General features: G+C 64.5%; 16 protein-coding genes. 12 read left to right on the top strand and 4 right to left on the bottom strand.

All coding sequences use genetic code 11. The features are described 5' to 3' along the window. The first annotated feature begins 38 nt into the window (after positions 1-38). From phnD to AC2FNA_RS18670, 10 genes are all read left to right on the top strand, one after another. On the top strand, positions 39-941 hold the full coding sequence (gene phnD / locus AC2FNA_RS18715) for a phosphonate ABC transporter substrate-binding protein (protein WP_496829110.1): 903 nt from the start codon (positions 39-41) through the stop codon (positions 939-941). Between the two features lie 64 nt (positions 942-1,005). Next, entirely contained in the window at positions 1,006-1,887 is an 882-nt protein-coding gene (gene phnE / locus AC2FNA_RS18710) for a phosphonate ABC transporter, permease protein PhnE (protein ID WP_496829108.1), read from the top strand. Beyond that, positions 1,884-3,254, top strand: coding sequence for a phosphonate ABC transporter, permease protein PhnE (gene phnE / locus AC2FNA_RS18705; protein ID WP_496829106.1), 1,371 nt, complete (start codon positions 1,884-1,886; stop codon positions 3,252-3,254). Before phnE (AC2FNA_RS18710) ends, phnE (AC2FNA_RS18705) begins: the two co-directional genes overlap by 4 nt. A 21-nt stretch (positions 3,255-3,275) precedes the next feature. Continuing rightward, positions 3,276-3,890, top strand: a complete 615-nt coding sequence (locus AC2FNA_RS18700; protein ID WP_496829104.1) for an LbetaH domain-containing protein — start codon at positions 3,276-3,278, stop codon at positions 3,888-3,890. Between the two features lie 316 nt (positions 3,891-4,206). Then, positions 4,207-4,455: a hypothetical protein gene (locus tag AC2FNA_RS18695; protein WP_496829102.1), complete on the top strand. Its 249-nt coding sequence runs from the start codon at positions 4,207-4,209 to the stop codon at positions 4,453-4,455. A 59-nt stretch (positions 4,456-4,514) separates the two neighbouring features. Further along, positions 4,515-4,649, top strand: a complete 135-nt coding sequence (locus AC2FNA_RS18690) for a hypothetical protein (RefSeq protein ID WP_496829100.1) — start codon at positions 4,515-4,517, stop codon at positions 4,647-4,649. A 30-nt stretch (positions 4,650-4,679) separates the two neighbouring features. After that, entirely contained in the window at positions 4,680-4,949 is a 270-nt protein-coding gene (locus tag AC2FNA_RS18685; protein WP_496829098.1) for a DUF1214 domain-containing protein, read from the top strand. An 84-nt stretch (positions 4,950-5,033) separates the two neighbouring features. Continuing rightward, positions 5,034-5,774, top strand: coding sequence for a porin family protein (locus tag AC2FNA_RS18680; protein ID WP_496829096.1), 741 nt, complete (start codon positions 5,034-5,036; stop codon positions 5,772-5,774). A gap of 59 nt (positions 5,775-5,833) precedes the next feature. Beyond that, positions 5,834-6,688 (top strand): 2-dehydro-3-deoxygalactonokinase, encoded by an 855-nt coding sequence (locus AC2FNA_RS18675; protein ID WP_496829094.1) that lies wholly within the window; start codon positions 5,834-5,836, stop codon positions 6,686-6,688. A gap of 52 nt (positions 6,689-6,740) precedes the next feature. After that, the gene (locus tag AC2FNA_RS18670) at positions 6,741-7,145 is read left to right on the top strand and encodes an acyl-CoA thioesterase (RefSeq protein WP_496829092.1); all 405 of its coding nucleotides are present in this window, start codon (positions 6,741-6,743) and stop codon (positions 7,143-7,145) included. Here AC2FNA_RS18670 and gph read toward each other — a convergent pair. Together gph and AC2FNA_RS18660 are read right to left on the bottom strand one after the other, a co-directional pair. Further along, entirely contained in the window at positions 7,127-7,783 is a 657-nt protein-coding gene (gene gph, locus AC2FNA_RS18665) for a phosphoglycolate phosphatase (RefSeq protein ID WP_496829090.1), read from the bottom strand. The two genes, AC2FNA_RS18670 and gph, sit on opposite strands and share 19 nt — an antisense overlap. A 295-nt stretch (positions 7,784-8,078) precedes the next feature. Then, positions 8,079-8,999, bottom strand: coding sequence for an MBL fold metallo-hydrolase (locus AC2FNA_RS18660; protein WP_496829088.1), 921 nt, complete (start codon positions 8,997-8,999; stop codon positions 8,079-8,081). A 184-nt stretch (positions 9,000-9,183) separates the two neighbouring features. Here AC2FNA_RS18660 and hemP point away from each other — a divergent pair, with 184 nt between their 5' ends. Together hemP and AC2FNA_RS18650 are read left to right on the top strand one after the other, a co-directional pair. After that, entirely contained in the window at positions 9,184-9,351 is a 168-nt protein-coding gene (gene hemP / locus AC2FNA_RS18655) for a hemin uptake protein HemP (protein ID WP_496829086.1), read from the top strand. Further along, positions 9,348-9,791, top strand: a complete 444-nt coding sequence (locus AC2FNA_RS18650; protein ID WP_496829084.1) for a hypothetical protein — start codon at positions 9,348-9,350, stop codon at positions 9,789-9,791. Before hemP ends, AC2FNA_RS18650 begins: the two co-directional genes overlap by 4 nt. A gap of 4 nt (positions 9,792-9,795) precedes the next feature. On the opposite strand, the gene AC2FNA_RS18645 is transcribed toward AC2FNA_RS18650, so the two are convergent. Further along, on the bottom strand, positions 9,796-12,852 hold the full coding sequence (locus AC2FNA_RS18645; RefSeq protein WP_496829082.1) for an aminotransferase class III-fold pyridoxal phosphate-dependent enzyme: 3,057 nt from the start codon (positions 12,850-12,852) through the stop codon (positions 9,796-9,798). 116 nt (positions 12,853-12,968) lie between these two features. Beyond that, positions 12,969-13,841: an NAD(P)-dependent oxidoreductase gene (locus tag AC2FNA_RS18640; protein ID WP_496829080.1), complete on the bottom strand. Its 873-nt coding sequence runs from the start codon at positions 13,839-13,841 to the stop codon at positions 12,969-12,971. Positions 13,842-13,893 lie beyond the last annotated feature (52 nt).

The following is a 13,893-nucleotide window of genomic DNA, read 5'->3' as shown; positions in this document are numbered from 1 at the left end:
TTGGGATGGGCCGGACCAACCAACCGGAGATACCAACCATGAAAAAGCTTGTTGCAGTTCTGGCGGCCACCACCGCCCTTGCCACCCCGGCGCTGGCGCAGGAGATCACCGAATTTCGCATCGGCATACTGGGCGGCGAGAACGCCCAGGACCGCATGAATTCCAACGAATGCCTGCGCGAGAAGGCCGAGGAACTGCTGGGCGTCGAGACCAAGCTCTTTGCCCCTGCCGATTACAACGGCGTCATCCAGGGCCTGTTGGGCGGCACCATCGACATGGCCTGGCTGGGCGCCTCGGGCTATGCCAAGACCTATCTCAGCGACCCCGAAGCGGTTGAACCGATCCTGGTCAAGGTCAACAATGACGGCGGCTATGGCTATTACTCCATCGGCTTTGCCCGCAAGGACAGCGGCATCACCTCGCTGGCCGACATGAAGGGCAAGGTGTTCGGCTTTGGCGATCCGAACTCGACCAGCGGCTTCCTGATCCCCTCGATCGAGATCCCGCAGGAAACCGGCGCCACCATGACCTCGGGGGATTATTTCGGAGAGGTCAAGTTCACCGGCGGCCACGAACAGACCATCGTTGCGGTCAGCAATGGCGAGGTTGACGGCGGCGTGACCTGGGCCGACGGTCTGGGCGCATGGGAAGACGGGTTCAACTCGGGCGCCCTGCGCAAGGCGGTCGATGCCGGTCTGGTCGACATGAACGATCTGGTGCAGATCTGGCAGTCGAAACCCATTCCCGAAGGCCCGTTTGTCGTCCGCAAGGCGCTGCCCGCCGATGTGAAGGTGAAGATGACCGGCCTCCTGGCCTCGCTCAAGTCGATGGACGAGGAATGCGCTTATGGCGTGCTGCAGGGCGATGCCAAGGGCTTCATGCCGATCACCCATGACGCCTATGAAGTGATCATCGAGGCGCGCAAGCTGAAGTCGAACTGATCCGGCTCACTCTCAAAGCGGGGTCCGCAGTATGCGGGCCCCGTTCCTGCATCGGGAGCATTCCATGACAGACCTGACCGCCGGGCAAGGCGAGCTTGCCCGCATCCGCGAGGACTATACCGCGCTCACGCAGCGCAAACGGGTCTATGGCGGTATCCTCCTGATCCTTTTTGTGTCCTTGATGGCGGCGGGGTTTCACACCGCCGACGACCGTAACGCGGGCGGGTTCGTCGACGGCTGGCGGCGCATCTTCGACTATCCGGCCGAGGTGCTGACCGAGGCGCTGGAGAAATCGGCGCAACTACCCGCCCATCTGGTGCATTTCCTGCCCGCGCTGGTCGAGACGCTGAACATCGCCGCCGCCGCCACCCTGTTGGGCACGCTTGGCGGCACCGTTCTGGCGCTCCTTTCGACACGCGGTCTGGCCTATTGGCCGCGCCTCATCCCGCTTTTCCGCCGCATCGCCGATATCTGCCGCGCGGTGCCCGAGATCGTCATCGCGCTGGTGCTGATCTTCGTCCTCGGCGGCGGCCCGGTGCCCGCGATGATCGCCATCGCCATCCACACCGCCGGGGCGCTGGGCAAGCTCTTTTCCGAGGTTGCCGAGAATGTGTCTCTGAAACCGGTCGAGGGGCTGGAATCCACCGGCGCCAACTGGGCGCAGCGGATGTATCTGGGCGTGATCCCGCAAGTGGGCCCCAATTTCGTCAGCTACGCGCTGTTGCGCTTCGAGATCAACATCCGCGCCTCGGCCATCCTCGGCTTTGTGGGCGCGGGCGGCATCGGGTATGAGCTGCGCAACGCCATGTCCTGGGGGCAGGGGCGTTACGACGAGGCGGCGGCAATCTTCCTTCTTCTCTTTGTCACCATCGTCGCGGTGGATCAGATCTCGGACCGCCTGCGCGCCCGGCTGACCCATGGCGCCCGGGCAGGGGCCACGGCATGAGCACCGCCACCACCAATCTGGAATTGAACCATCTCAAAGAGCGGGCCGATGGCCTGTTCGCCCGCAAGCGGCTCTTGGCCCTTGGCCTGCCCGCGCTGGTGCTGGCCTATCTGGCCTATATCTTCTTTGCCTTCGACATGCCGGGGCTGGCCGCGCGGGCGAACTGGGACAATGGCCGCACGCTGGTTGCCGACAGCTACAGCTACAAGACCCATGTCACCCGCGACAACCGCTCGGGCGACGTGTCGGTCGCTATCGAGGGCGAGCGCAAGGGGAGCTACCCCGAAGGCACCGGACCCGTCTGGGTCGCCTTGGGTGAAACCACCGTCATCGACCTCACGGGCGGCCATATCGTTCGCTTCAGCCCCGAAACGGTGGAATACGACATCCCCGGCTACGGCACCCTGCGTGCCACCCCGACCCGGGGTCAGGGCGTGGTGACCGAACTGCCAACGGGCGATCTGCCCGACTGGATCAACATTTCGAAAAACCGCATCACCGTCACCACCGAGGCTGGGCGCTTGACGGTGACCCGTAACCGATCGGAAGTGTTCCGCTATTTCACCGGGTGGGAGCTGTTCTGGTTCACCCTCGACAGCCCTTATCACGGCCTGTCCCCCGCCGAGTTGGCCCGCCGCGCGACACAGGGCGAGGCTGGCGCGATCTGGCACGATTTCTGGACCAACACCATGTGGCGGCATGGCGACGTGGCCTGGGCCATTGGCGAGACCATCCTGATGGCCTTTCTCGGCACCTTTGGCGCCGCAATCATCGCCCTGCCGCTGGCCTTTCTCGCTGCGCGCAACTTCAACCCGCTGGCGCCCTTCCGTTTTGCGATGCGTCGCGTCTTTGACTTCTTGCGCGGGGTCGATGCGCTGATCTGGACCGTGGTGCTGGCCCGCGCCTTCGGCCCCGGCCCGCTGACCGGCGCGCTGGCGATCCTGGTCACCGACAGTGGCACCTTTGGCAAGATCTTCTCCGAGGCGCTGGAAAACGTCGATGACAAACAGATCGAGGGCGTGCAATCCACCGGCGCCAATGCCGCGCAGCGCTATCGTTTCGGGGTGATCCCGCAGATCACCCCGGTGCTGCTCAGCCAGGTGCTCTATTTCCTCGAATCCAACACCCGCAGCGCCACCATCATCGGCGCCATCACCGGCGGCGGCATCGGACTCTTGCTGACCCAGGCGATCATCACCCAGAAGGATTGGGAAGAGGTCGCCTATTACATCCTGCTGATTGTGTTTATGGTCATGCTGATGGACTGGCTGTCGGGCTGGCTGCGCGCTCGCCTGATCCGGGGCGAGACGGCAAAGCCGCGCAAACGGCACGCCGCACTCCAGCCAGATCCGCTTCTGCTGCCCTGATCCCTGCAAGGACCCAAACCAATGGCCCGTCTCAGCGCCGAAGCCCCCTTCCTGCATCCCGGTTGCCAGATCACCGACAGCCGCTTTGGCGCCTATGTCGAGATCGGCGCCAATAGCCGCCTGACCAACACAACATGGGGCGACTACAGCTATTGCGACCGCACTTGCGACATTGCCAATGCGCATATCGGCAAGTTCGCCAATATCGCCAGCTTCACCCGTATCGGCGCCACCGATCATCCGATGGAAAAGGCCTCGCTGCATCATTTCCATTATCGTTCGGCCGATTACTGGGACGATGCCGAACACGATGCCGACTGGTTCGCCCATCGCGCCGGTCGCACCGCCACCATCGGCCATGATACCTGGGTCGGCCACGCCGCGATCATCAAGCCCGAGGTCACCATCGGCCATGGCGCGGTCATCGCCTCGGGCAGTATCGTGACCAGGGATGTGGCGCCTTACACCATCGTCGGCGGCAATACCGCGCGGCTGATCCGTCGCCGTTACCCCGAGGATGTGGCCGAGCGGATGATGGCACTGGCCTGGTGGGACTGGGACCATGCCCGCCTTCGGGCCGCGCTGCCCGATTTCCGTAGCCTGCGAGCCGAGGCGTTTTTGGAGAAATACGCCTGATCTGCTGACATGGGACCTTTTTCGCGAAGGTGTTGCCTGCGCCCGGAAATGCGGCAAACTCGGATCAAAGCTCCCAACGGCGGGCTCATCCGGGAGAGACATGCTCAACCCTTCACCTCGTCGCGCGTACTGCATGGTCTTGACGACGGGCTGGCGCAGAGCACAGGCCGCGCCGTCGCCCGGCGAGCGCTGGCGGAGTGCGATCTGCCTGCCGAGGCGCTCGACAACCCGCGCCTCTAGATTTCGCAGATGGAAGAGTTGCTCTTTCTGCACCAGATCGCCGGGTTATCCGCATCACGCCACCCTGACGCTTGCGGTGGCGCTCAGCATCGCGCCCCCCTATATCGGCAACTGCCACCGCCGCATGGTCGCATTCAACTTCCCCAAATCCCGCAAAACCGCCAGAAACGAGGCGTTCTTTGGCTGCGACGTCCGGTTCGACGAGCCCGAGCGGCTGTTCTTCGACGCCGAGGTCAAGTTTGCCCGCTGCGTCGTTCCGGCCGCTGGCGACCTGACCCTGTCCGATGTCGCCCGCGACGCATTTGGTTCGGCGCTTCGATCTTAGCTTTTGCCGACACTGTCCCGGTCACAATTGTCAAACCCGAAAGCGACCGCTTTCAGTCGATGTTGCTGATCAACGAAGAGCATTCGATGCCTCCCGCCGTGCACGAGGACGGGACGTTCACCATTCCACCCTCGCTGGTCGGTCCCCGTTACATGGCGGTGGTGATCCGCACCTTTTCCGACACCAACAATTAAGGCACCCCCTATACAATCACGGCCAAGGACGTGCCGGTCGACGGGTTCTGGTCGGTCACCGTCTACAATGCCCAAGGCATTGTGGAGGCCAACGATCTCGGCGTCTATTCCTACAACAACGTCACCGCCAAGCCGAACGCCGACGGCGGTTATACAATCAACTTCGGCGGCTGCGCGGACGGGCGCATCAACTGCATTCCGATCATGCAGGGCTGGAACTATGCCATCCGCCTCTACCAACCCCGCCGCGAGATCTTGGACGGAACCTGGAGATTCCCCGATTTTCAGCCTGCGGGCTGATCCGACGCACCCCGCCGCGCTTGTCTCGGGGTGCCTCGTATGCGACGCTCGGAATGGAACGCCATCGCTTCCCCGGAGACGATCATGAAACACCTGCCTTCCACAGTTTTTGCGCTGGCTCTCGCGGCGGCGGCGCCGCTCGCGGCCCAGCAATCCGACTGGCGATACGAGGCGACGGTCTATCTCTTCACCGCAGAGACCGAGACCGGCGTGACCACGCCCACCGGCACCCTCGAGGGTACGCTCAGCTTCAAGGATGCGCTCGACAATCTCGACTTCGCCTTCATGGGCGCGTTCGGTGCCACCAACGGCCAATGGAGCTTTCTGGCCGATTACATGCTGACCGACATCTCCTTTGGCAATCCGACGCCGGGCGGTGCTTTTTCGGGCATCAACACGGCGGCCAAGACGCAGGTGTTTAACGCCTATGCCGCCTACCGCGTGCATGAAACCCCCGATCTCGCCGTTGATCTTGGCGCCGGTCTGCGCTGGTTTGACACAAGGACCACGCTGACGGCGCTGCCGGGGATCCTGCCAGGGCGTACCGTTGTGGCAAATGACAACTGGGTCGATCCTGTGATCGCGCTGCGCGCCCGGGTGCGCCTGTCCGAAAGGTGGAACGGCACCGCCTTCTTTGACTATGGCGGCTTTCAGAGCGACAGCGAAAGCTGGCAGGTACTCTTGACTGCCGACTATGCGCTGAACGACAACTGGCGGCTACGGTTCGGCTATCGCCACCTGTCGGTCGATCACACGCTGTCGAGCGGCAATGACTACACCTTCCAGCAATCCGGTCCGGTCTTTGGCGCCACCTACCGGTTCTGACAGCGCTTGGCCTTGCCGCCCTGCTGTCCTAAGACCGGCGCACACAGCCGGAGACCGACATGACCAGCGACTGGATTGCCCTCGACTGGACCACCACGCGCCGCCGCCTCTGGGTGATGCGCGGTCGTGACGTGCTGGACGAGGCCGTCGATGACGGCCCGCGCCCCGCCGATGCCGCCTCGATCCTGACGCTGGTGGCCGGACGGCACGCCGGGCAGGGGGTGCCGGTCATTGCCTGCGGTCCGCTTGGCCCGGTGCGCGATGCGGTCCCCTGTGCGCCTCTCTCGGGTGGGCTCTGGCAGATCGACCTCGGCGATCCCCGTGTGGCGCTGAACGCGGTGCCGGGTCTTGCGCAAGCCGAACCCGCGGACATGATGCAGGGTGATGAAACCCGCATCGCCGGGTTCCTGGCCCTCAACCCCGGCTGGGACGGGGTGATCTGTCTGACCGGCGAAACCAGCCGCTGGGTGCATGTAAGCGCCGGTGAAGTCGTAAGTTTTCGCAGCTTCCTCTCGGGGGCGATACTCTCGTCGCTCGCCGCTGGGACGGTCCTGGGTCGATGGACGGGCGCGGCGGGGTTGGATGCCGGAGCTTTTTCCGATGCGGTTGCCGATGGCCTGTCGCGACCTGAGCAGATTCTGGCCCGCCTCTGGAGCGCCCATGCGGCCGCCACATTGCAGGGGCTGCCGGAAGAGGCTGCCCGCGCGCGCATTCTGGGCGGGCTGATCGGGGCGGAACTGGCAGCGACCCGACCGTTCTGGTTGGGACAGCAACTTGCGGTAATGGGAGAGGGCCGGATGCCCCGCCTCTATGTCGATGCTCTGGCCGCACAGGGGGCACCCGCGACCCAGGCCGATGCGACCCGGATGACCCGGCAGGGGCTGATCGCCGCATGGGAGGCGATCACCGCTTGAGCTGTGCGCCGACCACGGGCAAAAGTCTTCCGATCGACACAAGGGGCGCCAGATGAGCTTTACCACCGAAATCGAAGTCCGGTTCAAACATTGCGATCCGGCCGGCATCGTGTTCTTCCCGCGCTATTTCGAGATGATCAACGACGTGGTCGAAGACTGGTTCGCCAATGACCTTGGTTGCCCCTTTCACGAACTGGTCAAGGAAAACGGTGCCCCCACGGCGCAGATCCAGGCCACCTTCACCGCGCCCTCGCTGCATGGCGATGTGCTGAGTTTTCGGCTGACGCCCACCCGGATCGGCAATTCCAGCCTCGATTACGAGCTGACCGCCCATTGCGGCGACGAATTGCGCCTGCGGGCCAACGCCACGCTGGTGCATGTGGCCCGGTTGGGCCGCTCGCTGGCCTGGCCCCAGGCCATCCGCGACCGGGTAGCGGCTCAGATCGCCAGTGCCTGACTGGCCAGCTCCGGCAAGTCGCTGAAATCGGCAAAGGCCGCCCGATGTGGCAACTCTGCAACCGGCCGCTTGCGATAGCCTTCGGTGAACAGCAGAAAGGGGATCTCGGCGTTTTGTGCGGTTTCCGCATCGACCTCGCTGTCGCCCACATAGATGCGGGGCAGCTCCGGAAGGGCGGCAAAGGCCGCATGCAGCATCTCGGGGTTGGGCTTGCGCGTGGGCAGGCTGTCGCCGCCGATCACCACGTCAAAGAACCGGGCAAGCCCGAGATCGGCAAGGACATGGCGTGCGGGTTCGATTGGTTTGTTGGTGCAGATACCCATTGCGGCGCCGCGTGCTTTCAGAGCTTCGAGTGCGACTATCACACCCGGATAGGGGCGTGTCAGCTCTGATCCTGCCCGATTGTATTCAGCCAGCGTGGCGGCAGTCAGCGTGTCATGACGTGTCTTGTCGAGGCCGAGATGGTCGATCACCCGCGCCACCAGATGCGGCAACCCCTTGCCGACAAACGAAGTGACCGTGGCCAGATCGAGCGCGGCCACCCCTTCGGCCGCGAGCATCCTGTTCACGGCGGCGGTGATGTCGGGCGCGCTGTCCACCAGCGTGCCATCAAGATCGAAGACAAGGGCAAAGGTCATGGGCAAACTCCGGCTGTGCCTTGATCCCTGTCAGAGCGTGGCGGCAACGGCAAGCCCATATGCGCGGTTCGTCAGAACCGCGCATGCCTCCGGCGGAGGTATTTTTGAACAGAAGAAACGGTTTGTTAACGTTAATGCGCCAGTTTGACGGGCGGTACAGGCGGAGGCGCCGATGGCCGTAACAGGAGAAGGCCCCCTGCCACATGCGCAGGGGGCTGACCTTTTGATCCACCAGTCTTCTTCTGTTCAAAAATACCTCCGCCGGAGGCAGCCCGCGCAGCGGGCTTTGTCGCGCTCAGCCCTCCAACGGGACGAACCTGTATCCGTCTTCGGCGGCTTCCACATGGCCCATGCCGCCCTCGGGCAGGTGATAGCCGATCATGGTCATGCGTTCGCTGGCAAGGCGCTGCATCAGGCGGACCCGGGTTTCGGCCCCCATCGCGCGATCCTGATCCGCGCCCGACGGCCAGTGTGGGCGGGCAAAGGCAAGGTGATGGTTGCCGATCGCATCACCCACCACCATCAACGCATCACCGCCTTCGCGGATCTCGAAGGACATGTGCCCGGGCGTGTGTCCGAAGGTCGCGGTCGCCGCAACGCCAGGCAGGATCTCGTCCCCATCCTCGAAGGTCTCGAGGGTTTCCAGCGCTTCCAGCCGCCGCGCGGCGCCCACGGCGAACGAGGCGCGGTCGGCACCGATCTGATCGATGGTCGCCGGATCCAGCCAGTAGTCGCGCTCGATCCTGCCGATCAGGTGGCGGGCATTTGCGAAAAGCGGGTCGTCGAAATCGTCGAGCACACCCCAGAGATGGTCCGGGTGACCATGGGTGAATACAACCTCGGTGATGTCGTCGGGGGTAAGGCCAATGGCGTCCAGCGCGTCGACAAGCTCGCCGGCGCTGTCCTGAAAGCTCGCACCGGACCCTGCGTCGAACAGGATATTGCGTCCGTCACTCTGCATCAATGTGACGTTGCAGTCGGGCCGCAGCGTATCGCCTTGCAGCCCATAGCGCGCCAGCAGCGCAGGCAGCTCCGCCTGCGGCATCGGATCGAACATGAAACCGGCGGGCAGCACCAGATGGCCATCCGAGAGGCTGATGATCCGGGCCGCGCCGATATGGGTTTCGGCTGCCGACCACAGCCGCAACGGAGTCGCGGTTGTTATGGCAAGGCCGGCGCCGAGGCGGCCGAGCAGGGTGCGTCTGGTCAAGGTCATGAAAGTCTCCTTCGGAAACATTCTGACATTCATGGACATGAATTACAATTGATGAGATTTCGGGAGCGGAGGGTGACTTGACAAAGGTGACTAAAATAGTCAGTTTTTGAATGTGCGCAGCCATCGGAGTCTCCGTCAGCCAGCGATAAACAGCGACGCCATTTGCCGATACGGAGACAGTGACATGACGATCCATAGCGCCACCCCCACCGCCGATCCGGTCTTCCAGATCCTGCCCTCCCACAAGGCCGAGGACCTGACCAAGGGAGGAAATCTTGCCCATATCCGGCTTGGCGACCAGCTATATACCCTGCGCATCACCCGCGCGGGCAAGCTGATCCTGACCAAATGAGTTCCGCGTCTCACCGGGGGGCCGCCGCCGTCGGGCATCTGGCTGACCTGCCCGCGCTCGAAGCCTCGGTCGTGCATTGCCTGCGCTTGTGGAGCGATGCGGCCGAAGGGCGCGCGGCCCTGCCCGAGGGACGCTCGGCCGAGTTGTTGAAACAGATATGCGGGCTTTGCGCCTCTTACGGGCGGCGCCCATTGATGCGGCATGGCCTCGGTTGCGCCTGTCTGGGGGCGGACGAGGCCTGCTTTGCCCATATGGTGGCCGCCGCCGCCACCGGCGCGCGCGAGGATGCGCTGATGCTGGCCGCACTGATCGTCCGGCCCGATCTAGCCCCGGCGCTGGTGGCGCTGGGCGAGCAATTGGGACTGGCGTTGAACCGCCGACCCATGGTCGGGGCGGCGAAGAATCGCACGTTAGAGAGCCGCGCAGGGCGTTTGCACTAGCCTGCTAGCAGCAACCACAGCCCGCGTGATGGTGATCGTGATCGCAGGTCGGGGTAGGCGCCCAGTCGCCGACCTCGGCCAGCACCGTGCGCAGCGCCCACAGGATCATCTCCACATCCTCGGCCTCGATGGTCAGGGGCGGGCGGATCTTCAGGATATTGTCCTTGGGCCCTTCGCTGCCGATCAGGATGCGGTGGTCGCGCATCCGGTTCTTGACGTATCGGCAGATCTCGGTCCCCTCGGACCCGTCGGGGTTGATCAGCTCGACCCCCAGGAACAGCCCCATGCCGCGCACATCGCCGACACAGCCAAATTCACCCTCCAGCGCGCGCAGCCCGGTCATCAGCCGCTCGCCCATCAGGCGCGCGTTGTCCTGCAGGCCTTCGTCATCGACGATATCCAGCACCTCCTTGCCGATCCGGCAGGACAGGGTCGAGCCGCCAAAGGTCGAGAAATACTCGATCCCGTTGTCGAAACTTTCGGCGATCTCTTTCGTCGTCACCAGCACGCCCAGCGGATGCCCGTTGCCAATGGGCTTGCCCATCACCACGATATCGGGCTCGGCGCCCTGATGTTCAAAACCGAAGTAGTAGTCACCGAGCCGCCCCAGGCCGGTTTGCACCTCGTCGGCGATACACACCCCACCCGCCGCGCGGATCTTGTCATAGACCGCTGCAAGATAGCCCTTGGGCGGGATGATCTGGCCTCCGACGCTGGGAAAGGTCTCGGCGATGAAACCGGCGACTCCGTGGCCCTTGTCCTGCAACCGGGCGATGGCGGGATCGACAAGATCGGCGAATTTCCGGGCGCGCTCCGTATCGTCGCGCTTGAAACTGCCGCGATAGTCGTCGGCCACCTCGACCAGTTCGACCCAATCGGCCTGCCCCACGCCGCCCGGCTTGTTGAACTTGTAGGCCGAGATGGCAATCGCGCCGGTGGTATTGCCGTGATAGCCGTGATCGGGCGTCACCATGCCGATGTTGCCCGTATGCGCCCGCGCCAGCCGCAGCGCCAGTTCGTTCGCCTCGGTGCCGGAGTTGACAAAGAAGCAGACCTCGAACCGCTCGGGCAGTTTCGACAGCACCTTTTCGGCGAAGGCCAGTTGCGCCGGGTGCAGATAGCGGGTGTTCGAGTTCATCCGGTTCAACTGATCCGCCGCCACCGCCTGAATGCGGGGATGGGCATGGCCCACATGGGGCACGTTGTTATAGGCGTCCAGATAGGGGCGGCCCCATTCGTCGAACAGGTGATGTTTCCAGCCGCGCACCAGCATCACCGGATCGTCATAGGTAAGGCTCAGGTTGCCGCCGAAATGCGCCCGCCGCCCGGCCAGCACGGCGGCCTTGTCGGTGGGGCGATAGAACACCTTGTCATCGGGCAGGTTCAGCAGTGCCGCCGGGTTCGGGCAGACCGCGTGCCACAGGTCCATTTCGTCCGGGTCGCCGACACCGGGCCAGTCGGCCTCCATGCCCTGCGTCGTCAGCGCCAGCTGGAAATGCACATGCGGCGCCCAGCCGCCGTTCTGACTTGCGTCGCCCAGCCGTGCAAAGCCTGCGCCCTGCGCGACCGGATCACCCGGTTTCAGCCGGTCGCAGACCTCGGGGTCGAGATGGCCGTAAAGCGTATAGAACGCATCGCCCTGCGGTGTTTCGTGATGCAGGATCACCACGCCGCCATAATCCAGATGCCCGGTGCGGTTCTCGACCGCCTCGACCCGCCCGCTGAGCGGTGCGTGCAGCACGGTTCCGGCCGGTGCGAACACATCCACCGCCAGATGCACGGTGCGCCGGTCGCTGGCCTTCCATGGCCCCTTGCGAAAGCCGGGTTCGGCATAGATCAGGCGCGGTTCGTTGTAATAGCCCAGCCAGAGGCCGGTGCCGAACTCCTCGCCCACCCGCGCGGCTTCCTCTATGGGCATATGAAACGGGTTCTGCGGCCAGGTCGAATTCTCGACCGAGAGTGAGCCCATCGGCGCATTCTCCAGATCGGTGCCGAACATCTGCGCGAAACGGCCCCGGTGCGCGTCCAGATAGGCCTGCACCCGTTCGGCCCCATCGGTCACCGGCAGGCCGCAGGCCACCCGCAACCGCGCCGCCATCAGCCCGCCATTGACCGAGGTGTTTTCCAGGAACCGCCAGGCCGGGGCCTGGCTGATCGTCACATAGGGGTCGTCCGGGTTCCGGGCCGCCATCAGGGTCGAGTTCACCACCGACACCGCCAGCCGCATCCTGAGAAGCGGCCAGATCAAGTCCACCTCTGCCGCGCTCAGCCGGTTGGCGGCATGATACCCGCGCACCAGTGCCGCCAGCGCCCGTTCGGGCTTGGGGTGATCCAGCACCACATAGGCCCCGGCAATTGCCAGGTCGCAGACGCGTGGCGCGGCACACATGTCGCCCAGGTCGATCAGGCCCGAGACCTTGCGGGTCTCGTTCAGCCCGCCCTCGACCAGGATATTGTAATCGTTGACGTCATTGTGGATCGCCTGCACCGGCAGGGCGGCCAGTTGGTCGCGCAGCCCGGAGAATTCAGCGGCAATCTCCGTCAGCAACGCCCGCCGTGCCGGATCGGTAATCGCCTGCAACTCGGCATCGATCCAGCCCGCCTGCATCAGGTTCCATTTGAAATCGCGCGCCAGCCCGTCATGCGCGAACCCCTCCAACGCCCGGTCGGTGGCGCCCAGCACCCGGCCGAGTTTCAGGATCAGCTCTTCGGAATGCGGCAGAGCCTGCGCATAGCAACGCCCCGGCAGACGCTCAAGCAGCCAGACCCGGCGCGGCGCGCCCGCCTCATCCGCGACCTCGGGCAACATCGTCCCATCGAGCGCGGCAAACACCTTGGGAAAGGGCAGGCCCGGCGCCACCTCGGCGATGCGATCCAGCGCGGCGACCTGCATCTCGACCAGCCCTGCCTCGCAGCCGGGCCGCATCACCTTCAGCACATAGTCCCGCCCGTTGTGGGCCCGGGCCAGAAAGTTCAGGTCATATTCGCCATCGAGCCGTTCGAGAACCGCCTCGATCCCCCAATGCACCCGCAGGGCCTCTGCCCAGAACTCCGTCAGCACTGCCGCACTCCCATCACATTCCTGCCGAGGCGGTCATTGCCCCCCGGTTCTTCATTTCGCCAAAAAATACTCCGGGGGAGTCCCCGCAGGGGACGGGGGCAGCGCCCCCTTTTCCCTCAGTCCAGCTTGCGCAGCCGCGCCAGCAGGCTCGAGGTATCCCAGCGCCCGCCGCCCATCTTCTGCACGTCCTTGTAGAACTGGTCGACCAGCGCCGTGACCGGCAGGCTGGCGCCGGTCTCGTTGGCGGTGTCCAGGCAGATGCCCAGATCCTTGCGCATCCAGTCCACCGCGAATCCGTGGGTCCAGTGGTCGTCCAGCATGGTCTCGTATCGGTTGGCCATCTGCCAGCTGCCGGCGGCGCCCTGGCTGATCACCTCGACGACCGCGCGTCCATCAAGCCCCGCCTTCTCGGCGAAATGCAGCGATTCCGCGAGGCCCTGCACCAGACCTGCGATGGCGATCTGGTTGCACATCTTGGTGACCTGGCCGGCGCCGCTCTCGCCGATGCGGCGGCAGATCCGGGCATAGGCGGCGATCACCGGTTCGGCGCGGTCGTATTCAGCCTGATCGCCGCCGCACATGACCGACAGCACCCCGTTCTCGGCCCCCGCCTGACCGCCCGAGACCGGTGCGTCGACAAAGCCCACACCGCCGTCCTTGGCTGCGGCATGAAGCTCGCGTGTCACCTTCGCAGATACGGTCGTATGGTCGACGAACACGCTGCCTGCCGCCATGCCTGCCAGCGCGCCATCCGGCCCGGTGCAGACACTGCGCAGGTCGTCATCATTGCCGACACAGGCCATGACGAATTCGGCGCCTTCGGCGGCTGCGCGCGGCGTTGTGGCCATGGCGCCGCCATGCTGGGCCACCCATTTTTCGGCCTTGGCGGTGCTTCGGTTATAGACGGTGACGTCGTGGCCTGCGGATTTCAGGTGCCCCGCCATCGGATAGCCCATCACGCCCAGGCCAAGGAATGCTACTTTTGCCATCTCCGGATCCTCTCTCGTTATCCGGCGGCGAGTGTCCCCCGGCTTGTTCCCG

The organism is Ruegeria sp. YKSD163, from assembly GCF_059612905.1.
The sequence above is the reverse complement of the archived record's forward strand: the minus strand, read 5'-3'. Positions and strand labels throughout refer to the sequence as shown.

Excerpts from the sequence above, each read along its gene's own strand:
- phnD (WP_496829110.1), top strand. The coding sequence starts at position 39 with ATGAAAAAGCTTGTTGCAGTTCTGGCGGCCACCACCGCCCTTGCCACC.
- phnE (WP_496829108.1), top strand. The coding sequence starts at position 1,006 with ATGACAGACCTGACCGCCGGGCAAGGCGAGCTTGCCCGCATCCGCGAG.
- phnE (WP_496829106.1), top strand. The coding sequence starts at position 1,884 with ATGAGCACCGCCACCACCAATCTGGAATTGAACCATCTCAAAGAGCGG.
- AC2FNA_RS18700 (WP_496829104.1), top strand. The coding sequence starts at position 3,276 with ATGGCCCGTCTCAGCGCCGAAGCCCCCTTCCTGCATCCCGGTTGCCAG.
- AC2FNA_RS18690 (WP_496829100.1), top strand. The coding sequence starts at position 4,515 with ATGTTGCTGATCAACGAAGAGCATTCGATGCCTCCCGCCGTGCACGAG.
- AC2FNA_RS18680 (WP_496829096.1), top strand. The coding sequence starts at position 5,034 with ATGAAACACCTGCCTTCCACAGTTTTTGCGCTGGCTCTCGCGGCGGCG.
- AC2FNA_RS18675 (WP_496829094.1), top strand. The coding sequence starts at position 5,834 with ATGACCAGCGACTGGATTGCCCTCGACTGGACCACCACGCGCCGCCGC.
- AC2FNA_RS18670 (WP_496829092.1), top strand. The coding sequence starts at position 6,741 with ATGAGCTTTACCACCGAAATCGAAGTCCGGTTCAAACATTGCGATCCG.
- gph (WP_496829090.1), bottom strand. The coding sequence starts at position 7,783 with ATGACCTTTGCCCTTGTCTTCGATCTTGATGGCACGCTGGTGGACAGC.
- AC2FNA_RS18660 (WP_496829088.1), bottom strand. The coding sequence starts at position 8,999 with ATGACCTTGACCAGACGCACCCTGCTCGGCCGCCTCGGCGCCGGCCTT.
- hemP (WP_496829086.1), top strand. The coding sequence starts at position 9,184 with ATGACGATCCATAGCGCCACCCCCACCGCCGATCCGGTCTTCCAGATC.
- AC2FNA_RS18650 (WP_496829084.1), top strand. The coding sequence starts at position 9,348 with ATGAGTTCCGCGTCTCACCGGGGGGCCGCCGCCGTCGGGCATCTGGCT.
- AC2FNA_RS18640 (WP_496829080.1), bottom strand. The coding sequence starts at position 13,841 with ATGGCAAAAGTAGCATTCCTTGGCCTGGGCGTGATGGGCTATCCGATG.